Origin of the sequence: Fodinicurvata sediminis DSM 21159, from assembly GCF_000420625.1 — a bacterium.
GTDB lineage: Bacteria > Pseudomonadota > Alphaproteobacteria > Kiloniellales > DSM-21159 > Fodinicurvata > Fodinicurvata sediminis.
In genome coordinates, this window is record NZ_ATVH01000014.1 from 504,637 (window position 1) to 528,726 (window position 24,090).

Annotated in this window: 3 protein-coding genes; all 3 read right to left on the reverse strand. The window is 60.7% G+C overall.

The genetic code is table 11. The features are described from left to right. Positions 1-15 precede the first annotated feature (15 nt). From G502_RS0110295 to G502_RS21470, 3 genes are read right to left on the reverse strand one after another with little or no spacing between them, the layout of a single operon-like run. A complete protein-coding gene (locus G502_RS0110295) occupies positions 16-3,510 on the reverse strand; it encodes an alpha/beta fold hydrolase (protein WP_022728591.1) in 3,495 nt (1,164 codons plus the stop codon). Beyond that, a complete protein-coding gene (locus G502_RS0110300) occupies positions 3,511-19,044 on the reverse strand; it encodes a non-ribosomal peptide synthetase (protein ID WP_022728592.1) in 15,534 nt (5,177 codons plus the stop codon). It abuts the gene before it with no gap. Further along, positions 19,044-23,924: a type I polyketide synthase gene (locus tag G502_RS21470; protein WP_022728593.1), complete on the reverse strand. Its 4,881-nt coding sequence runs from the start codon at positions 23,922-23,924 to the stop codon at positions 19,044-19,046. The genes G502_RS0110300 and G502_RS21470 overlap by 1 nt, the downstream gene beginning before the upstream one ends. Positions 23,925-24,090: the final 166 nt, after the last annotated feature.

Genomic DNA, 24,090 nt, shown 5'->3' on the forward strand with positions numbered 1-24,090 from the left:
CAATGCCGATCAGCCTTACCTTAGCTCATGCCGGATACAGGCAGCGACATTGACTATATCCGGGTCGAACATCATCGATCCGTGCGTGCCCGGAACCCATTCCAGCTTCACCTTCTCGCCCGCGAAGCTTTTCCAGCCGTTATAGTCATCGCCTTCAATACCGGGGGCTGCCGAGATTATGGTTTTCGGGCGGATCAACAGTACATCGACAGTCTCGAGAACTGGTGGAATGTAGTGGACGGCCGCCAGAGCATTGTTCTGAAACACGGCCAGAAGGCGCCGGATCACGCCACGATCGGCTTCCCTGGGCAGAAGCTTGGAATTCTTTCCCCGTTCAAGCAGTAAATCAATACGACCCTCCGGAGTCAGCGGCCTAAGCTCAGCAGCCTCGACAATGCCGAGTTCGGCGAACAGATCTGATAGATACTCGGCCTCATCCTTGCGCAGAAGTTCACGCACGGCATCCGGCACCGCAACTGCGTCGAACAGGAAGACGCCTTGCACCTCCACACCGGCCTGCTGCAGGCGGTAGGCGGCCTCGTAGGCAAGCAATCCACCGAAACTCCAGCCGGCAAGGAACACCGGCCCCTCCGGAATGACCTCTCGAACGTGGGGCATATAGGCCGCCACCATTTCCTCTACGGAAGGGGCAAGTGACTGGCCTTCCTCAAGCCCCTGCGCTTCAACCATGTAGATCGGCTGGTTCGGCCCTAGTTCCCGGGCCAGGGCCTGGTAACAGAGGATGTTCCCACCAACGGGGTGAAAACAGACCATTGGAACGGCCGATCCCGTCGTATTGACGGGCACGAGCGGACTCTTGGCGGCTTGTGCCTGTTTTCTTTCCGATATGCGGGCCGCGAGTCTGGCAACGCTTGAGCAGCTGAAGAGATCGCTGAGCGGAATCTTTACACCAGTCTCTCGCGTGATCCTGGAAAGAAACTGAACGGCAAGAACGCTGTGCCCGCCAAGCTCGAAGAAATCTGCATCGGCGTCGTCGACAGAAAGATCGAGCACGTCGGCCATCAGAGCGGCAATCTGATGCTCCATGGCATCCGCCAGCGGCTTTGCCGGTCTCTTCATTCCATCCGGCCGTGTCTTCTCCGGACTCGGCAGCTTCGCGTAATCGATCTTGCCATTCGCGGTCAGCGGAATCTCGTCGACACAGATGAAACAGCTGGGCAGCATATAGGATGGCAGCGCCTCTTCCAGCTGAGCGCGACAGGCGGCAGCATCGAACCCGTCTTCTGTCACCAGATAGGCCACGATTCCCGGGCTGCTCTCCTGTCCCTCCTCTGCCATTATGACAGTGGCCCGGCGAACCAGGGGGTGCCGGGCAATAGCATTCTCGACCTCTCCCAACTCGAGCCGGTTGCCACGGACCTTGACCTGCCTGTCCTCGCGCCCGACGAAGACGATTTCCCCATCGCCACGCCGACGGCCCACGTCACCGCTGCGATACCACCGGCTGCCGTCTGCACGCTTGATGAACTTCAGGGCATTCTCGTCGTCTTCACCCAGATATCCGCGCGCGACACCGGCCCCACCGATACGGATTTCACCGGGTACGCCATCGGGCAAGCTGTTGCCCTGGTCATCACAGATATCGAGGATGACACCCTGTATCGCCTGGCCGATCGGTGGGGGCAGGATCTGGCGAAAATTGTAAGCGGTCATCACATACTGAGCCGCAGATACACAGCATTCCGTAGGGCCATAGGCATTGACCACTCTGATGTCGCTGTGACCGGGAAGCGCGAAGAAGCGTTCCACAAGATCCGTCGACACCACCTCTCCACCCAGCACGACCATACGCGCCCCACAGGATTCTCCCATTTCCTCCCAGTAATCCAGCAGCAGCGCGAAGAGGCTCGGCGTTGCATCGAGTTGGTCGATTCCATGTTCGCGGATGAAACGGTGCAGAGCCTCGGGGTCACTCCGGGTATCGAAGCCCGGAACATGCAGGCACTGGCCATTCAGGATGGCGGCAAATAACTGCACGATCGAGCCGTCAAAGCCAAAGGGCGCCACACAGGTCAGATCGAGACAGGCGCCCGGATCGTCCGCCCCAAGAAGCAAAAGCTGAGTATCAAGGACCGACTGGGCAAGATTGACGACGGACCCATGCTCGATCATCACTCCTTTCGGACGTCCGGTTGTCCCGCTGGTGAACAGCACATAGGCAAGATCGCCGGCCGAGGTGTCAGCCAGCTGCGCTCCACTGCTGCAAGCCTCCAACTGCGCTCTCGCGTAGCGTCGTTTCCGAGCGTATCCCGCCGCCACGCTATCATCGGCCGTGAGGAGGAAGTCAAAGGCATACGGGGCTGGATCGAACCCGGGGGCATCGATTGCCGATCGCTGCGAAGTAAAGCCACCCCTCTCGGCGCGCCAGTCCTGCAGGAAAGCCTCGGGAACGAAAAGATCCTCCAGGAAATCGAGGCGGGTGTCATATCCCTTTCCGGCATTCTCACGAGCGAAAGCCGCCAGATCCGCCAGGTAAGCATCACGCCGGTCGGCATCCCAGACATTGCCAATGAAGATTGCGCCGCCAGGCGCCAGAAGCCGGGCCACCTTGTCCAGCACCTGACGCAGGTAACCAAATCCCGGGAAATTCTCGATCACGCTGTTGAGGATGACCAGATCGAAGGAACCCGGCTCAAAGACATCCACATCATGGGCGGCCAGCTGGCGCCCCATGACATGGCTCATGCCGGATTCGATCGCCAGGATTTCCGTGCGTTCGACATTGCGCCGCGAGATATCGGTCGCAACATACTCGCCGACCAGGGGGGCAACATGCCTCATGGTCACACCGGAGGCACAGCCAATCTCGAGAACCCGGCTGTCCTGCGAAACGACGCCCGCCACCTTGCTGCGCGCATTGGCGCCGAAGGCTTCCATGACCTTCTGGGGTATCTGCTGCCCTGTAAAGGCAGATTTCCAGCCACCGGCAAGAATATCGTCAGCGTCATCGCCGGCAAGATGATCCCAGAGCTCGGCCGACATCAAGGATCCGGGCGCCTCGGAGAGTGCGTCGACCTCATCTTGGTCCATACATAGTATGCGGTCGACTGACCCGCAGCGCCATTGCAACTGATGCAGATCCCCGATGTGGGCGCCATCTCCCACAATTAACGGGAGTCCGGTACTTCGGACGATGGAAAGACGCCGGATCAGCGGCATATTGGGATCGAGCGGGACAAAGGCGCAGCCTGCCTTGAGGACGCCCAGTATTGTCGTGATGTAGTGCCGCGAACGGCCGGTCATCACGCCGACCAGGGTTTCCTTGCCGAGATCCAGGGCGGCGATGAAACGGGCGATCCGGCTGCTTTCGAAATCAAGTTCTCGGTAGGTCAGTTTCCCGTCTTCGTCATGAACGGCCAGGCGCTCGGGATGCTCTGAAAGCCCGTTCGCAAATCGCTCGACAATGCTGTCGGTCACCACATGCGACGTGGGGGCCGGCGCTTCATGCGAGGCTTCAAGGTCGTCAAAATCGAAATCGCCAATCTTCATTCAACTGTCCTTGTGGAAATTCTCGGCTGCTGCGCGGGCAAACCTCTCCAGGAAGCCAAGCCAGCGCTGCATGGTCTGTGCCTCGAAAAGGTCGGTATCATACTCCAGCGTGAAGCGCGCCTGACCGGCCTCTTCAGTCAGGAAAAGAATCAGGTCGTGTTTTGCCGTCGTGTTGTCGACGAATTTGTCCAGATTGCCTGACAGCAGGCCTTCCCGTTCGCTGGAAATCGCAGGCAAGCCGCTGTTTTCATCCATGCGAGCCAGCGCATCGAAGCGCTGGTACTCGAAGACCACATTCACAAGCGGCTGGCGGTTGGCATGGCGTTTGGGCGCCACGGCGCGCACCAGTTCATCAAAGGGATAGTCCTGCCGGTCCAGAGCCGAGGTGATGTTCAGGTGGACATCGTCGATCAAGGCCTCCAGATCGGATTCCTCGTCAAGATGCACACGGATCGGCAGGACATTGACGAAGAAGCCGATCAATCCTTCCGTCTCGGTCCTCTCGCGGCCGGCCACCCCCATACCGATGACCATATCCTGCTGTCGGGTCAGGCGATAAAGCATCGCCGAAAAGATGGCCAGCCCGACAGCCGAAAGCGTCGTATTGCGGGCCTGCGCCAAGCCATGCAGGCCGCTGAGAACCTCTGGCGCTATAGGCAGATGGACATGAGCCCCGCGATAGGACTGAACCTCCGGCGCCGGTCGGTCCGTGGGAAGCTTGATCTGCTCAGGCGCCCCCTCCAACTTCGCGCGCCAATACGCGGCCGCCTCCAACCAGTTCTGTTCGACCTGCCAATGGGCGAAGTCCTTGTAGGTGATGGGCAGTGGCGCCAGATCAGGCGTTTCACCTCCCAATGCTGCTTGATAGAACAGGTTGAGCTCGCGCAACAGAATCCGCGAGGACCAGCCATCCCCCACGATATGATGTGTTGCCAGGATCAGCAGCTGCTCGTCGGAACCGACCTTGATCATCTGCGCACGGATCAAGGGCGGACGGTCGAGCGCGACCGGAGTGGCCGCTTCCTCACGCGCCAGGCGCAACGCTTCACGAAGAGGATCGGAATGATCCGAGACATCATTGAAGGCGACAGTCGGTGATGTGGTTTGGTCAATGCGCTGCACGATACTGCCGTCCTGTTCGATGAAGGCAGTACGCAAGGTTTCATGGCGTTCGACCAGAGCCCGAAGCGCGGATTGCAGGGCCTCGGCTTTCAGCGCCCCGCTGCACCGCAGCGCAAACAGCATTCCGTAAGCGCCACTGCCGGCCTCCATCTGCGAGAGCAGATACAGCCTTCTTTGCGCATGACTGGTGGGATAGACATCCATCTTCGGAGCCGGCGGGATGACGGTCCCGGCGGCATGGTTGTCATCTGTGCTCATATCATCGATATGGCGTGCCAGGCCCGCAATGCTCGGGTTGGCAAAGAAGTCTGCCATGCTGAGACGTTTGCCTGTGCGATCCATGATCCGATTGACAATCCGGATTGCCATCAGACTGTGGCCGCCAAGGACGGCGAAGCTGGCATTACGGCTCTGGATCGTGGTCTCGAACACTTCACTGAATATATCGGCAACAAGCTGCTCGGTCGGCGCAAGCGCTGTTTCTTCCTCGTCCGGCCCCTGTGCATCGATCGGGGACTGCATGAGCACCCTGTCCAGCAGTGCCTTGCGATCAACCTTGCCGTTCTCCGTGATCGGGATGTCATCGACCAGGTACCATTTCGCCGGCAGCATGTAGCTGGGCAGGCGTTGACCGAGCCAGGCCTGCAGACCTCCCAACCGGCTGTCCGATACGGTACCTGCTTCATCGCTTTCCTGGATGCAGGCGATGATCTCGCTACCGTTCAGGCCATCAGGGTTGAACAATGCAACGGCATTCCTGATGGAAGGTGCCTGGCGCAGCTGCTGTTCGATTTCATCCAGTTCGATGCGGAAACCGCGCAGCTTAACCTGGTTGTCCCGGCGGCCGCCAAATTCGATCCGGCCATCACGGGTCCAGCGTGCCAGGTCGCCGGTCCGGTAGAGTCGTGCACTGGGGCAGTCGGGATCGGGCACGAACCGTTCCGCAGTCAATTCCGGGCGGCCCCAGTATTCGCGCGCCAGCCTGTCTCCCCCGATCTGCAGTTCTCCCCAGGCCCCGATCGGCACGCGCAATCCGCTTTCGTCACGGATCACCGTCCTGGTGTCCGCAATGGGGCGTCCAATGACGGTGGAATCCATATTCTCGTCCAGTTCGGACGCCCGGATCCGTGTCACGGTCGTAAAGGTCGTGCTCTCGGTCGGGCCGTAAGCATTCAAAAGTTGGGTGTCCGGGCAGGCCTCCATGAACCTGCGGGCGTGCGACTTGCTGATGCTGTCGCCGCCGATCATCAGGACCTTCAGTCCCGACAGGCTTGCCGGATCATGGTCGATCTGTCGATTGAACAGCCCCACGCTCATGAACATCTTGTCGACACCAAAGCGCTCCAGGGACCTGGCGAAGGCGGCTGGATCGAGCAGCGTATGGCGATCAATCACGGCGATCTCGGCGCCGCAAAGCAGCGTCGTCCAGATTTCGAAGGTCGCGGCATCGAATGACAATGGCCCGGCCTGGGCCACCACATCACCGGGTGCAACCCAGGCATAGTCCTCGCCCAGGGCCAGGCGCAGGACAGCCCCCTGCTCAATCAGAACCCCCTTGGGCTGACCCGTCGAGCCGGAGGTGTACATGAGGTAGGCCGGCGCCGCGTGCGGGTCCTGTAATGCCGGGGGCTCGAAACTGCCATCGTCAGGAGGGATTTCGGCGACATGGCAGACCTGTGCGACACAGTCCGACATCTCTGCGAAGGCAGCTTGTCCGACATCATCGACCAGAACAATTCTGGCGCCACTGTCTTCTAGTATGAAGCGGTTCCGTTCCACTGGATAAGCCGGATCGAGCGGCACATAACCGGCGCCGATTGCAGCGACGCCAAGCATGGCGGCAATTGCCTGACGGCCGCGCTCCACATGCATCGCGATAAAATCACCCGGCTCGACCCCGGCCGCTGCCAAGTGGCGCGCCACGGCCCGCGCTTCGGCCAGCAATTCGCTGTAGGTCCAGGCGCCCTCGGAATCGCGGGCGGCGCAGTGCTCTGGCGAAACCGTGACCTTCGACGCAAACAGGCCAAACAGGCTGGTATCATCGGGAACAGTGGCAGCGGGACCGTTCTCCCATACCTGCAGGTGCCTGGTCTGGTCTTCGGGCAACAGCTCGATGGACCCGACCTGCTGGGCATTGGAGTGGATCAGGCGCTTCAAGGTGTTGGAGAACACCTCGCCAAGCTGTTCGATACGTGCACGGTCATAAAGGTCCGCATAGTAGTCGAAGGTGATCGCCATCCTCTCGGGCAAATCACGCACGAAGATCGAGATGTCGTTCTTGCTGTGGCGACGATCGAGGCTGATCACCTTCGGCGCAATGCCGCTGCTGTCCGATCCCGGATTTGCCGCCTGATAGTTCATGTAGGACAGCGTCACTTCCGACAGCAGAGTTCGATCCGGAGCAGCGGGAGGAGACAGGTCATCGAGAAGCTGGTCCAGGAAATAGGCCCGGTGGCGAAGGGCATTGACATGATGGTGCTGCATTCGCGCCAGCAGACCCTCGACAGTATCCCTGCCACGGACCTGCATGCGCAAAGGCAACAACGAGACCATCATCCCTGCCACATCCCGGAAACCGGTAGCATCACGAGCATCCACCGGCACGCCGATGACGAGATCCTCCGTCTCGGCAAGACGCGAGAGAACGACGAACCAGGTCGTCAGGACCAGGGTGAACATCGTCACCCGCTGATTTGCGGCAAACTTCCGCGCCTCCCCCAGCAGCTCGGGATCAAGCTCGAACCCGACGATATCTCCCCGGAAGGTGTGATAGGCCGGGCGACGCCGATCGGCAGGCAGGTCGAGCTTGGGCAGTGAATCGGCATAGAGTGACTGCCAATAGCTCTTCGCCGACGCGAGACGCTGGCGATTGTCATCCGTGTGGCTCCACCAGGCATAATCGCGCAACTGGTAACGAAGCGGGGCAAGGTCCTCTCCGCAATGAAGTGCAAACAGTTCGCCAAGCAATCGTTCGACACTAAAGGCGTCGGCAAGTATGTGGTGGATATCGAAGAACAGGGCCGTCTTCCCGGAGGGGTCGGCCAGGAAGCGCCAGCGCACCGGGATCTCATTTTCCAGATCGAAGGGCTCCACCAGCGCCGTACAGGCCTCTTCAACCGGCGCGTTGACCTGCGTCACGGGCAGCTCGCTGATGACCTGTGCAGCCGGCAACACCTCCATCTGCCAGTCGTCACCATCGGGCAAGATCCGCGTGCGCAAGATTTCATGGCGCTCGGTCAGACTCCGGATTGCGGCCCGTAGACCATCAAGATCACAGTCTTCGCCAAGCACAAAGGCGTGGGGCAGGTTGAACGCGGTGCCCATGTTGCCCTTCTGCGCGGCATTCATCACCGACAACTGTTCCAGCGCCAAGGGGTAGCGCGACAACTCCGGTGCACATCGCGGGTCGGCTTCCTCGGGCGGAGCCTGGTCAACCACGTCCGCTGGCGTCTCCGCTTCCGCCTCCAGCGGGGAATCCTTCACGGCTTCCGCTTCACCGTCCGAAGGCGCCAGTTTCTCCTTCAGTTTCCGGATGCTCGAATGCTCAAACAGGTCGGTGAGGCTCACCTCATGCCCGAGTTCGCGAACTATGCGATCGGTAATTTCCATACCGGTGATGGAATCTCCGCCAAGCGCATAGAAATCCTCATCTGGATCGACCGCGTCATATCCCAGCGTTTCGGCCCAGATCGCTGCAAGCGCCTTCTCCAGACCGGCCGCCGGTCGGTCGCCTGTGCCGGCAGCGTCCTCTGGCAGTTCGCCCCCCCTGCCCGCGCCATCGGGCGCGCTACGGGCAAGGGCCGCAACTTCCGACACGCTCGAGGCCGTGAAGAGGTCCGAGAGTGTCAAGGAAAGCCCGAGTTCCCCGTTGATCTCGTCGACGATCTGCATGCCGGTGATGGAATCACCGCCAAGCGCAAAGAAATCATCCTGTGGAGCGACGGAGTCATACCCAAGTACCGCCGCCCAGATCTTCGCGATGCGGGCTTCCACATCACTTTCGACAGCGGGTGGCAATGCTGCTTGCGAAGAGACAGATGGGGTTATCGCTTCGGGAACGCTCTGTGGATCATCTTGCAGAAGGACGGGGTCAAGCATGGTCAGCTGTGCAGTCGAACTGCCCAGTACGCTCCGCCACAGCCTGGCGGCATCTCCCGGACGGATCCAGGCCCCCTCCTGCATCGGCACATCGTTGCGGGCAGCCATGCCCTGGTCACTGAGCGCACACCAGTCAATCGTCTGGGCTGGCCGCCCTTGGTTTCTGCGCAGCTGTGCAAAACCATCCAGGTAGGCGTTCGCTGCCGAATAGGCTGTTTGGCCCGGCGCACCGACCACGGCCGTCAGGCTACCGAACATCATAAAGGCCTGAAGCGGATCATTGCGGGTCAGTTGATCAAGGTTCACAGCCCCTGCAACCTTGGCCGATTGCACCGCATCGAACTGTGCCATGTCGCGCAAGGCAAGAAAGCCACCGTCCGCGATACCGGCGGCATGCACCACCGCCGTGATGGGGCCCAGTTCCTTCCGGATACGATCCAGCGTCTTACCAAGTTCAGCACTGTCGGCAACATCGCAGGCGAAGAGTGACAGCCCCATCCCCTTGCCACGCAGCGCCTCAAGACCACGCCGTGTGTCCTCGTCCAGGCCCGCTTCATCGCGCCGGCCGAGCAAGGCCAGGTGCACCTTTCCGCCTGCCGACATTTCCTCGGCCAATGCCAAGGCAAAACCGCCCGTTCCACCGGTGACAAGACATACACCGTAATCCGGCCAGCCGGCGTCCTCGCGCCGGTCGCTTTCCTCAAGCGGCACGAGCTTGCGCACGAAACATGATTCATCGCGATAGACAGTGACCGGATCGCGTGCGGGTTTGCAGGCCAGTTCGGCCCCCAGGCAACTCCGGAGCGTTTCGGGCGTCATGTCGGCATAGCTTATCGCAAGCCTGGGTTCTTCATGTGCAACAGCGGTCACAACGCCTGCTGTTCCGGATTGATCCGGCGCCATCGCGACATCATCGCCCGCCATCTGGAACGCACCGCACCCCAGGGTGACAAGTCGCAATCCTCCGCTCATGTTGCGCAGGACACTGCGCAGGGCTTCAGCGTTCCGGCGCGGCGCGTCCGAACCGGGCTGCAGCGCCAGCACCGCATGTGACATGTCCGAGAGAACCCTGCGATCAAGATCGTCGGGATGCACCGCCCGGCAGCCGTGTGGCACCGGCCAGAAATCCCCATCCGTGATGAACAGGCACCCCTCGGGGATATCCTGCTGCCGCACGGCTGTCGTTTCCCAGAGGGTCTTCAGCGGTTCCGGAGCCCCTGTCCTGGCCTCACCGCCTGCGTTACCAAAGCGGATGCCGGTGACCGTCAGGACAGGTTCGAGGCTGTCGGCATCGAACAGCGTCACATCAAACTTACCGGGAGAATGTAACTGGCCGCACGCAAACACCTCTGCGCTGGATAGCCCATGAACCATGACCCGCTCTATACCGAGCGGAATGGAGCCTTCAGCCATAATATCCAGGGCCATGCTGCATGCGACATCCGCCAGGGCCGGGTGGAACAGCCAGTCGTCCAGGTCCGTGTGATACTTGTCGGCCAGTCGCAGATGCTTGATTGCAGAGGTGCTTTCCGGATCGCTCTGGAAGGATAAACTGCAATCCCAGCGCTCACTCATGGCAACCGGGCCATACTGTCCGGTGAAGCCTGCAAGAGAGTGTGTAACCGTCGCCTTGCCTCGAATGGATGTCAGATCGGGACCGGGACGGTTGGATGCTATGACGTGCCTGTTCCATCTGGCCGTAGCAAAGACGCGCCACTTCCCATTCTTCAAACGCCCGGCCAATTCGACTTGGCCGTCCTCGTATATGCTGAGCGTCACCTTGCCATCAGGCACAGCGGACGCGACCAGTGGGTGATGCCAGGTCAGATCATCTATCCCCACCGTCCGGCCTCCGCCGTCAAGCTGCTTGACTGCCTGGGCGATCAGTGCCGGCACCGCCATGCCGACAAGAGTCGGCTGGCCGTTCAGCTTGTGCTCATTGACCGGCCAGAAGTCGGGATCACTGATGGCAAGGCTGAAGCACTGTGCCGTTGCGGTTTCCACCGGCCCCCGCAGCCAGGTTTCTAATGTTCGCTGCCCTGCCTTGAAATCCGGCTTGCAGGGCTTCTTGACGAAGGGGGCAGACGGCAAGGACACGCGCCGCGCCTGCCGCCCATCGGGCCAGCCGAGCGGCGCACCGTCAAGATAACGGATGATATGACCCTGCGCTTCTGCCGCCGTGGTGGCAGAGGCACTCCCTGCCTTGCCTTCGCCGGGAGTCTTGGCGAAACCTGCCTGACGTCGGCCATCTGCAAGCTGCGTCAGCTGGTCCAGCAATTCCTCGCGATTCTGAACTGCGACGGCAAAGCGATACTTCAGGTCATCGCGGCCTGTGGCCAGCGTGAAGGCGATATCGCGCACGGCAAGGCTGTCGTCGGACCGGATACGCTGATGAAGTTTTGCGGCATAGTCGCGCAATGCCGCCTCGCTGCCCGCTGAAAGAGCAACCACGTGGATTAAACCTGCATCGGTGTGAGCACTAATTGTGTCGATGAAGGCTTGGGCTGCTTCGACCACCATGTGCGCATTGATTCCGCTCAGGCCAAAGGAGCTGACACCCGCACGCCGTGCCTGGCCACGATCGGGCAGTTTCTCCAACCGCTCGGGCACACGAACCGGTGAGCGGTCGAAATCGATCTTCGGATTGGGGTTTTCGAAGAAAGGTTGCGGCGGGGCGCGATCATGGCGAAGTGCCAGGATCGCCCGCGCCAAGCCCAACGCACCGGCGGCACCGTCCAGGTGTCCGTAATTGCCCTTCCCCGATCCGATAAAGGCGGATTCAAACAGCTGATCCCTTCCTTCGAAGGCACGGGTGATGCCATCGATCTCGATCGGATCGCCGAGCGATGTCCCCGTTCCATGCGCCTCGAAATAGGAGAGGCTTGAAAGATCGATATCGGCGGATTCCGCCGCCTGTCGAATGACCTCCGCTTGCTGCATCGGGTTCGGTGCGGCCGCACCGCTGGAGGCGCCGTCTTGGTTGACTGCACTGCCGCGAATGACGGCGTGGACGGGGTCTCCATCCTTCATCGCCGCGTCGAGCGGCTTCAGGACAAAGACGGCACTGCCTTCGCCCACCCCCGTCCCATCGGCATCTGCGTCAAAGGCACGCGTGCGTGCGGTCGAGGAGTCGATTGTGAAAGCGCTGTCCGCATCGGACGGACAGGGCAGCAGCTTTGCGCCGCCGGCGATGGCGATCCTGCTGCTGCCATCACGCAAACTCTGACAGGCATCGTGGACGGCGACGAGCGAGGAGGAGCACGCCGTATCGATCACCCGGGCAGGACCATGCCAGTCCTTCAGGTAGGAAAGGCGCGCGACGATGTTGGACGGCACATTGAGGGCGAAGGCCTGCTCGGCCTTCCCGCTCGCCGCATGCTCCATGACAAGCCGCCAGGCCGGATTGGCACCACCGCCGGCAAACACGCCAACTCTCTGGCCGCGCAGGGCGTTGCCGCCATAACCGGCATTCTCCAGCGCCATCAGGGCGGTTTCCATGAACAACCGCTGTTCGGGATCCAACAGGCTGGCGTCCGCGGGTGCCATGCGGAAACGCTGGGCATCGAAATCGAAGATGCTTTCAAGGTAGGCGGCTTCACGGAAGTGCTTGGGTGCCTTAATGCCGATGGCGGAGAGGAGAGCACGTGTTTCCGCTTCGCGTGTCACCGGAAGCGGGCGGACATGATCCTGCCCCTCTGCGATATCACGCCAGAAGGCATCCAGATCCTCGGCGCCGGCAAGCTGGACCCCCATGCCGATCACGGCAATCGGTGCAAACTCGGCCAGCTTCACTTCTGCCGCCTCGGCCAAGTCGCCCGATTTCGCATCGGCAGACTGACCGGCAAGCAGTTCGGCCTGGCGCGCAATCGAGGGGTTGGCAAAGAGGTCGGCGATCCGAAGCTTTCCCGGCCAGCGCGCCTCGATCTTCTCGAACAGTCGCAGCAACAGAAGGGAGTTTCCGCCTACATCGAAGAAGCCATCTTCGCGTGCTGGCGCAACATCCGGCAGCACCTCCTGCCAGAACCGGGTAAGTTGCGCTTCAAGCAGGCCTGCCTGCGGGTCATCCTTTTCTGTCGATTCCACTGCGGCTTCGGCCGATCTATCGGCGGCATTCGGTGAAGCCGCCAGAGGTGCCCCGGCAAGAGCCTTGCGATCGATCTTGCCGCTGCTCGTCAGCGGCAGATGCTCGATGACGAAGAAACGGGCGGGCATCATGTACTCAGGCAAGCGACCACGCAGATAGTCACGCAAGCCAAGGGGAGTCAGGTCGTCGCTGCCCAGGATGAAGGCATGCAATTCGTCGAGTTCGCCGATCTTGACGGCCTTGACCGGCGCGCGCTCCACGGAAGGATGGCTTTCTAGGGCGGCTTCGACCTCACCGCATTCGATGCGGAAACCGCGAATCTTGACCTGATGATCGATGCGGCCGAGATACTCGATCGTCCCGTCCCGGCGCCATCGCCCCAGGTCACCGGTACGATAGAGGCGTTGCCCGGGATTGCATGGATCTTCGGGGAATTTTTCGGCACTCAGTTCGGGACGGTTGCGGTATCCCCGTGCAACCTGAACACCGCCCAGGACAATCTCACCGGTCACGCCGATCGGCAGCGGCTGCAGCTCCTCTGTCAGGATCTGAACCGTCGTATTGGCAATCGGTTTGCCAATCGGCACCACAGATCTGCCCGGACTGGGCGAACAGGGCTGCCAGGTCACATCCACCGTCGCCTCTGTCGGACCATAGAGATTGTGCAGTTCGGTCCCGAATCTCTCGTACAGTAGATCGTTGAAACGCTCCACGATCGGAGCGTCCAGGGCTTCACCGCTGGCAAAGACGCGTCTGAGGCTGGACAGCTTGTCGATAGCGACCATGCCGCTTTCGATGGCGAACAGGAAGGTCGCAAGCATCGATGGCACGAAATGCAGTGTCGTGACCCCATTGTCGTGGATTGTTTCAGCAAGCTGCTGGGGATCACGCTCGGCCCCAGGGGGCGGCAGAACGAGTTTCGCACCGGTCCACGACCACCAGAAGAGTTCCCAGACCGACACATCGAAGGTGATCGGGGTTTTCTGCAGGACAACGTCATCCGGTCCGATCGGGAAGGCGTCCTGCATCCACAGGATCCGGTTCAGGACCCCCCGATGCGCAATCTCGACTCCCTTGGGACGCCCCGTCGACCCGGAGGTAAACAGCACATAGGCAAGGTCATCCGGTCCGCCGGCGAGCTCCGGGATATCGGTATCCTCATGACCCTCGACAACGAGGACCCGGCCGTCATCGAACAGCTCGACAAGATCCGGCGTCGTCAGCACCGGACCATCGCCAAGATCTTCAAGCATCTCCCGACGGCGCTGTTCGGGATGGTCGGGGTCGAGCGGGCTATAAGCCGCCCCAGCCAGAAGGATGCCGTGGATAGCAGCCAGCATGTCGACGGAACGCCGCATGGCCAGGCCGACCACCTGACCGGGCCGAACGGACCTTTCCGCCAGTTTCGTGGCGATTCCGGAGGCGCGCCGCGCAAACTCCGTGTAGGTCAGGCTTTCCCGGCCATCCTGGAGCGCGACTGCATCCGGTGTCCTGCGGACCTGATCGAGAAAGGGTTCTGGAATGCTGCGCTCGATTGGCAGATCCTGCGTGGTCGCATTGAACCGGTCGAGCTCGTCCCTTTCGCCCTCCGGCATCATGGGCAGGCGCGAAACCGCTGTCGTGGCGCCGGAGGCAAGGGCACTGCGGCAGAGGATGTTCAGTCGTTCGACCAGAGCCGCGATGGTTTCGCGATCGAACAGGTCGCTGTCGAACTCGATCTGACCCTGCAGGCGCCCATGACGGCGCCAGAAATAGAAGCCCAGATCGAACTTGGAGAAGGGGAACGCGGTCTCGACCAGAGAGAGCTCTGCGTCACCCAGTTTGCCCATCTCCGGGATGCCGTCCTGCCAGGCGACCAGGACGTCAAAAAGCGGATTTCGCGAAAGCTCGCGCGGTGCATTGACCGCACTTACGATGTCCTCAAAGGGCACGGCCTGATCGGACAGTGCATCCATGATCGTCCTGCTGGTGACGGCCAGATGGTCGTCGAACCGCATCCCGGGATCGACCGACTGGCGCAGCAGCACAGTGTTGACGAAGAACCCTATGACACTGTCGAGGGCGCTATGCTCGCGCCCGGCAACCAGCATGCCCAGTGGAATGTCAGTCTGCCCGCAATGGCGATGGAGCAGGAGTTGCACAAGTGCCGTCAGGATACTGAAGGCGGTCGTGCCGCTACGCTCTGCTTTTTCCTCGATGAGTTGGGTTGTTTCCGCGTCAAACGTGAAGTCATGGAAACCTCCGGCAAAGCGCCGTTCAGCCCCGCGCGGCCGATCCGTTGGCAGATCAAGCGGTTCGGGCAAAGGCGTCAAGCGATCTTTCCAGCGTGCGAGCGCCTCCTTGCCGGCATCGCTTTCCAGATAGGCCCGCTGCCAGCTTGCGAAATCTTCATAATGACGCTCCAGCTCTGGCAGGACGGCGGCTTCGCTGGCCGCTTCAGCTTGATACAGAGCCGTCAGTTCCTGCAAAAGAATCGGCATGGACCAGCCGTCACAGATCGCATGGTGCAGTGAGATCATCAGCCAGTGACGATCGCTAGCCAGGGTGATCAGGTCTGCACGCGCCATTGGCACATCATCGAGGTCGAAAGGCCGCGCAGCTTCACATGCAATGAAGCTGCGCGCCGATGCCTCATCCATTCGATGGCGGCGCAAGCTCCAGGACCCGCCGGGGGCTAGATACTGGCTGACTCCATCCGGATGTCCGGGGTCGCTCCTGAAGCGTAGGCGCAGTGCATGCTGGCGCTCTTCCAAGGCATGAAGCGCGCGCTGCAGGGCCTCGGCATCAACGGAACCATCGATCTGGAGCGTTGCCGGAACCGAATAAACGGCAAGATCCGGCTGCATGCGCTGCAGGACCCAAAGCCGGGCCTGACCGCTTGAAAGCGGGAAGCGCTCGCCGCGTGCCCTGGGCAAGCTGCTAGAGCCCGTTGTCCCTCCCTGGCTATCCACAAGTGCCGCCAGGTTCGCAACTGTGCGTGACGTGAAGATATCCTGAAGCTTTGGACGGAAACCGGTTTCCTTTTCGATCAGGCCGGCAAGCCGCATGGCGATCAGGCTATGCCCGCCAAGGGCGAAGAAATCGGAAGCCGGCGTGATCTCGTTACCGGCGAACAGGCTTTCAAACAGGGCGAGGACGAGCTGTTCTGAAGCGCTATTCGCAGTGGCTGCCTGTACCGGGGTGTCCTCGGCACTTGCGATCATGGAATGCAGCGCCTTGCGATCCACCTTGCCATTGGCATTGACCGGCAGGTGGTCCAGCACAACGACCCGTTCCGGGATCATGTACTCGGGAAGCGCGCGCGCCGCTGCGGCAATCCATGAATCGCGATGGTCGCAATCAGCGGCGATTGCAGCGCCAAGAAAGGCATCGGCACCTTTGCCCATAGTCAGGACGCAGATATTTCGGATGCCCTCCAATTCGGAGAACTTCTGCTCTACCGCCGCAAGCTCGATCCGGTGTCCACGGATCTTGACTTGGCCATCCCCGCGTCCACCGAATTCGATGGTGCCATCGCTACGCCAGCGGGCCCGATCCCCGGTTCTGTATAGCCGCTCCTCGGCGATATTGCCGTACTGCACGAAGGATCTGGCTGTTCGTTCGGGAGCGCCACTGTACCCCAGTGCCAGGCCATCACCCGCAGCATGAAGCGTGCCCCAGCAGTCGGTTGGCGCCACTTGGCTCCTGCTGTCCAGAACGTAGACCCGGGTATTGCCGATTGGCCTGCCGATGGGGATGTTGCTGGCGGAAACATCCTGCCCGGTGATCCTGTGCGTGCAGGTGAATGTCGTGTTCTCGGTCGGGCCATAGCCGTTGATCAGCGTCAGATTGGGACAGGCCTGCATGACCTTCATGACATGCGCAGGGCTCAGCGCCTCTCCTCCGGTCATGAGGCGCTCCAAGGACGCGAAGGCTGTCGGAAGATCGTCGGCTATGCGGTTGAACAGGCTGGACGTCAGCCACAGGCTCGTCACCCCGCACGTATCAAGAGTGTCCTTCAGTGCGTTGGGATCGAATAGCGTATCATCCTCGATGACTTGAAGCCGCCCACCATTGAGAAGCGGCGCCCAGATCTCGAGCGTCGAAGCATCGAAGCCAAGAGACGCCGCTTGAGCGATCACATCCTCCGGCCCGAAAGGCAAAGCCACATTGTTCAGAACAAGGCGCGCAACAGCCCGGTTCGGCACCAGAACGCCCTTGGGCTTTCCGGTCGAACCCGAAGTGAACATGACATAGGCCAGGTCATGCCCCCTGCGCTTTGCAGGAACGGCGTCCCGTGCCCTGCCGTCCTGGTCCTCGCCACCGCCTTTCGGAAGCGACGTGACCTGGAAGCTGTCTTCAAGTTCGGACAGGCGCGCGCGTTCGCGCGGATCACATAGCAGTGTCCGCGCGTCGCACTCGTTCATGAGGTCGGCAACCGTCCTGGCAGGCAGGGACCGGTCAATCGGCAGATAGGCCGCCCCATGCCAGACCAGACCCAGGATCGTAAGGATGCTGTCCAGACCACGCGCGGCGGCCAGGCCGACGGTCTCCCCCGCCCTGACGCCGCTTTCGTCGAGTTCCGCAGAAATCGCAGCCAGCCGGTTTCCCAGCTCACGATAGGTGATCCGGGACCTGCCATCCTCAAGAGCCACCCGCTCAGCAGAATCCGGATGGTTGATGCGCTGTGCCAGCAGTTCGCCAAGACCGGAATCTCTTGGATAATCCGATTGCGTCGCGTTGAACGCCGTTTCCAGAAGGTGCTTTTCATCTGCCGGAATCAGGTCGACATCGCCGATCGGTTGCGAGGGATCCCTGGCAAGAGCGCAGGCAAAGTTCAGGAAACGATCCGTAAAACGTTTCACCCAGTCGACGCTGAAGGCGGCTGTTTGATGTTCCACCGCCAGATAGGTACCGGATGCGAATTTGACCAGCGCGATCAGCAGCGGGAACTTCCCGGCGCCAACATCGATGTCGGTGACATCCTCCACGTCCTCATGAATTTCGATGACGCTGACGGCATCGAACGGCAAATCGGCAGGGCCTTGCGCGTGTTTCGAGAGCCCCTGGATCAGGCGCGTAAGCGGATAGTCCTGCACATCCATAATCGAGAGGATTTCGCGCCCGACCTGCTTCAGCAGCACATCAAAACCTGCGTCCATATCAGGCGTAATGGCAATCGGCAGGACATTTGCAAAACAACCAAGCGCATGCAGGCTTTCGCGATCCGCACGCCCGGAAAACGGTAGGCCAAGACAGGCTGCGCCATCCTCTCTGTGGCGCGCGATGACTGCAATCACAAGTGCCATCCAAAGCGCTGATTGGGTCGCTTTCTCGGCATGGCGCGCTAGTGTCTCCAGCGCTTCGGCTTGGGCTGGTGTCAACTCGACCAGATGGCGTTTGGCCCGATCCTCCTTTTCCGCAAAGGGGTCGCTTGGCAAGCCCTCGGCCAGAAGCTGGTCGTACCGCTGTTCCCAGAATTCGACAGCCTTGCGTCCACGCTCGCCGGCCAGTTCCCGGTGAGCGCGCCGGGATAGAGCCTCGGCACTGGATGGGGTTTGCGGCTGCCCGCCTGATAGCTCCTCGAGCAGTTCCTTGCGCAACAACGCGATGGATTGACCATCGAAGCACAAATGGTCAGCGACAAGCCCCAGAAAGGGTGAGTGTGTTTCGGACGGCTCGATATAGCCGAACCTGATGAGCGGGCCGTTCTGAATGTCGAACACCCTGCTCTGGATATCGTCGAATTGGGCAATTCGAGTGATCGAAACTGGCATTTGCTCGTGCACGCGCTGGATCAACTGGCCATCACGCTCGACAAAGGTGGAGCGCAGCGCATCGTTCCGGGCAATGATTCGCCCCAGCGCCCGTTTCACGGCATCGAAGGCGGTATCGTCCGGAAGCCGGAAATGCGTGGCGATATGGTAATCGTCGCCTGCCGGTATATCGCGGCGGGCCAGCCATTGCCCTTCGACCGCAGGATGAGCTGGGAAACTGGCGACTACGGCGCCAATGTCACGATCACGTCCGACTGTCTCTTGCCCATCCGTGCCGTCCCGCAGGATCTCGATGATCTCGTGCTTAAGGGCACGAACCTGCATCTTGAGGTCTTCGTCGAAGGCCCCGCTTGGCGCATCGAAGACAAGATCGCCTCCATTCTCATGCAGCGAGAGCTGGATATCTCGCGATGCTAGGATCTCAAGCAGCTCGAAGACATCCGGCTTCCGGTGAATTGGGCTTTCGACATTCATTAAAGCGCCCCGTGCTCACGTCCTCGCGAGCCATTCGTCGTCAGAGCAGTCGACGCCCCGTCCGCATGCGCTGTACGCTCAGAAAGGAATTTCGCCACAGCTTCTGGCGTCTGGTACTCAATCATCACCGAGGCCGGGACTTCGACCTTGAACACCTCGGAGATGCGTGACGCGATCCGCACCGCCAACAGGGAATCCCCGCCCAGGTCAGTAAAGTCCTGATCTGCCGTGATGCCCGAATTCCCGAACATCTCGCTCCAGATTCTAAGAACCTTGAAAAGATGCATCTGCTCCGCGGACGCGGTCTGTCCATCGTTGACGATTTCCGGAGTGCCCGTTTCCAGTGTGCCCGCCGTATCCTCGGCGCGCAGCGAAGCGGGATGCAGGCGCTCTTTGCCTGTCCGGCTCGACTGTTCAGCACTTGATCTCGCCCAATGGCGTCGCCGGTCAAATGCATAAGTCGGCACCGGAATGCGACGCACCATGTCACTCGGCACGACAGTTCCGAAATCAAGCTTCACGCCCTGAACCCACATCTGCGCCAACGCGGTCTGCAGGGCGACGTGACCGGCATCGACTTCACTGCCAGTTTGTTCTGACATTTGCCGTGGATGGGTTGCAATGCAGAGCTTGGCATCCGCACCGTTCGCGGCGGCGAGCCGGCAGGCGATGTCACCATGACCACAGTCCACCATCAGGGCTCCGGGCATGGCCGCCTGCAGTCCTTTGATGTTATCGGCGAAGCGGACCGAGTTGCGCATGTGCTGCACCCAGTAATCGGGATTGACCGCCTCAGCATCACGCAGCCACTGACCGGTCAGATTGGACTGTATCGGAATGCCGGGCGGGGACAACGCGATCTGGCCAACAGCTTTCCGAAAGTCCGCGAGCACCGATTCCATCAAGGCGGAATGGAAGGCGCGTGAAACCATGAGCCGCCGTCCGACCTTGCCTTCTTGCTGCAGACGCTTCTCGAAATCGTCGATCGCTTTGATCGAGCCGGAAACCACGCACTGCCGCGGGCTGTTGATCGCGGCAAGCGAGAGCTCTGGACCATGGGCCTCCAGAAGTGCTCCGACTTCCGCCTCACCGGCCGCGAGCGCATACATGGCACCAGGGTTTGTCGAGGCCATCAGCCGCCCGCGTATCACCATGAGACGCAAGGCATCCTCGAACGACATGACACCGGCCAGGCAGGCCGCGACATATTCCCCGATGCTGTGCCCAGCCAGCGCGGCCGGTTGGACACCGCAGGCCATCAGGTGGCGGGCCATGGCATATTCACAAATGAACAGAGCCGGCTGCGCATGGTCGGTTTGCGCAAGACGTTCCGCAGATTCGGATGTCGGCTCAGTTGCAAGAAGCAGGGATCTGAGATCTTCAGGACCGGAAAAATGCGCTACAGTTTCACAGGCCTGATCGATCAGTTCGGCAGAGGCCGCGTCGGCAGAATGGAGCATGCGTGCCATACCCGGTTGCTGCGCCCCCTGCCCCGGAAAGAGGAATGCGGTGATCGCCTCGCTGCTGTCCGCCAACCCTTCGACACGCGCAGGAGACTTCGCATCGGCAAGAGCCCAGCCGGCAGCTTGGATTGTCTTGGCAACGATGGCGGCACGGTAGGGATATTGTCGCCGCCTGGAAAGGCTGTAGGCCAGATCGCGAATATCGGCATCCGCCCCTTTGTGCGACAACCAAACAGATGTTCGCGCCATCAAGGATGTCAGCGCCCCCGGGGTGGCTGCGGAAAAACACAGCAAGTGGGGGATCGGATCGGCAATGCGCTCATCACGCGTTGTCGTTTCCGGGGCGGCTTCAAGAACGACATGCGCGTTGGTGCCGCCAATCCCGAAACTGCTGACACCCGCGCGAAGTGGTGTCGCTCCGTCCCCTGCCAACGCGACAGGCTGGCCGTTGATCTGGAAGGGCCCATCCTCAAGCGGCAGGCGCGGATTGGGCTCCTCGAAATGGCAGGTCGGCGGCAGCGTACGGTATTTCAGCGCCAGCAGCGCTTTGATGAGTCCGACCATTCCCGCCGCAGCATCCAGATGCCCGAAATTCCCCTTGACCGATCCCAGCCAGATTGGGGCTTTGCCTGATGTATCGCCGCTGCCGAAAACCTGATTGAGCGCCGATACCTCGATCGGATCGCCAAGAGGGGTTCCGGTGCCGTGCCCCTCGATGAAGCGGATGCTTTCCGGGGCGACCTTCCCATCGGCCAGAGCTGTCCGGATAGCACTGGCCTGGCCATTTGCAGTCGGGGCGCTGAAAGCCGCCTTCGCTGTGCCATCGTTGGAAAGCCCGACCCCCTTGATAACGCCATGAATGGTATCCCCGTCGGCGACGGCATCGCTTAGCTTTTTCAGGACAACGACCGCGCCACCACTGGCGCCAACAACACCGTCTGAGCGATGGTCGAAGGGGCGGCATATACCACTGCGCGACCCGATTCCGCCTTCAGTGAAGTAGTACCCACCTGAAGGCGCAAGCCCCAAGGAAGCAGCCCCCGCAAGGGCAACGCGGCACTGCCCCGCGCGCAGGGCCTGCACGGCAAGTGCAATGTTGACCAGACCGGTTGAGCATGCGGTGGACGTGGACAGTGCCGGGCCAGTCAGGTTCAGCTTGTAGGCCAGCCGACTGGCCGCATAATCCTTGTCATTGGCGATTGCGAACCCGTACCGCACGGCCCCCGAACCCGTGCCCGCTTCTGCGCGGCCGAGAACATCGAGCATATAGCTGTTGAAACCAACGCCCACATAGACCCCAACCGGGCCGTCCTGCTCCGGCTGGCAGCCGCTGTCTTCCATGGCGGTCAACGCCGTCTCGAGCAGCAGGCGATGCTGCGGATCGGTTTCGCGCGCCTCCCGATCCGTCATGGAGAACAGGGTTGCATCAAAGGAATCCACGTCATCGAGAATGCCATGACGTGCGACAAAGGCCGGATCCTCCAGCTGTGAAGGATCCCCACCCAGGCTTTCCAGGCGGGCCGCATCGATCTCGCGAATCATGTCCGTCCCGCTTTCCAGCAGCGACCAAAGCGCATCGCGATCCTCTGCACCCGGCAGGCGGATCCCCATGCCGACAATGGCGATGTCGGATGTATCGGTTTCAGCGCCCTCGGCCCGCTGTTTCGTGTCCAGATCCGCTAGAGGGATAGCCGGGCTCGCTTGCCCCAGAAGATAGCGCGCGAAATCCTTGACGGAAGGGTGCTCGAATATCTCGACGGATCTGATCTCGCGTCCGGCCAGTTTCGTCAGGGCAAACTGCGCCCGTGGAACGAGCAGAGAATGTGCACCGATTTCGAACAGATTGGCATCCACCGGGATATCATCACTCTGAAGGAGCTCGGCCCAGACAGCCTTGACCTTCTGCGTGAAATCACGCTCGGCCAGCTTGCCAACCGTTGAGTCTTGGGCCATACGCTCCTGTGAAGTCGGCGTCGTTGCCTGTACCGGAGGATCCTGCAGCTGTACCCCGCTACCCGCTACGATGCCACCGCCCGGACGCAGCTCTTCGCCCGCATCGCCGACCAGAGCCGCAAGGGCGGCTATCTCCTGCTCAGGATCCGCGATGACGGCATCGAGGATATGGCGAAAGCATTCAGCGATTCTTACGACCGTTTCGTGTTCCAGGCGGTCGGCATTGTATTGCCAGATCAGTTCGGCTTCGTTCTCGGTTTCGCTGAGCGCTTGGGCAAAGTAGACCAGTCCAAGGTCATTGACTGGCGCGTTATAGATATTCATCCGCTTGGCTTTGGTGTCGTCAAACTCCAGCGGTGTCATCGAATCCAGGCTGTTGAAGAATGCCCCGCCGCCAAGGAGGCTGTGCCCCCCCAGGCGCGCCGCACGCATGCGTGCCGGCCCGAGACGAATGTGACGGACATCCCGGCGCACACGTCCGAAGATATCCTTGGCCAGTTCCGAAATGCGTTGATGCTTGTTCAGGTCGATATCTAGGGGAACGACACAGGAAAAGGCACCGGGGGTATTCCGCTCGTCACGGCCGATCCGGTTCAGCATCGGCACAGTCAGGATGGGGTGACTTTCTCCTGAAATCTGGCCAAGCAGAACTGCAAACGTGGCCATCATCAACGAAGGCGAAGAGGTGCCGGCTTTCTTGGCTGCACCGATAATGGCATCCAGCTCATCGCCGCTCAGACTTTGCGGGAATTGCCTGTGGTGCGACTGCGCACTGTCTGGGCGCGCAGAAAAACGTGTGACCGGCCTGCCGTCTGCCAGGCGATACTTCCAATAGGCCAGGTCCCGTGTGTAGGCATCACTCTCGGGATAGGCCGCGTCCGATAGGATGAAGTTCCGATAGGAGCGGAAGGAACAGTCCGGAATCGCCGTATTCGAACCCAGCGCGCGATAGATCTCCTGCACGCGCTCGGCCAGCAGATGCCCGGCAAAACCGTCGCAAACAAGGTGGTGGTACACCCGAACCCACCAACAGACCTTGTCCTCGAGACGGAACAGGCGGTGACGGCAAAGAAACCCGTTTTCGGGATCAAGAAGACGCGTACGGGTGGCTTCGAGTTCCTGATAGGCAGCCGCCTCGACATCATCGGCAAATCGAAGATCGATTACGCTGAAATCGGTGGCACGAACTTCCGAAGCAAAATGCTGCCTCACGTCTCCATCGACGTTGGAAAAGCGCAGTCGAAGGGCATCGTTCTCGCGGTCTGCCTTTACAATGGCCTGCCAGAGCCTGTCGACATCAAGGTTGCCCTCGAATTGGATGACATTGCAGATATTGTAGCTGGACGGATCTTGCTCTTTTTTCCAGTCGAGCCAGATACCTGCCTGTATTGTTGTCAGTGCGAACTGTTCATTCGTGTCACTATTTGCTGAGTCACTGGATTCCTGCGAATTGATCGCTTTCAAAAGCCTTGCCCCTCAACAGCGAACTGTCATTGGTATTCTTTCACCCCTGCATTGTGGTCCACAGGGTTGTTCCTTGGTCTCATGCCTGCAGCAGAGCGGAGAGCAATTTCGTGGCAAATATGCCCTTCATTGATACGCTATTGCAAGCTGCAACCTGATCTGTTTT

What these genes read in the sequence shown, in the direction of transcription:
- G502_RS0110295 (WP_022728591.1), bottom strand. Translation starts at nt 3,510, where the DNA reads ATGAAGATTGGCGATTTCGATTTTGACGACCTTGAAGCCTCGCATGAA.
- G502_RS0110300 (WP_022728592.1), bottom strand. Translation starts at nt 19,044, where the DNA reads ATGAATGTCGAAAGCCCAATTCACCGGAAGCCGGATGTCTTCGAGCTG.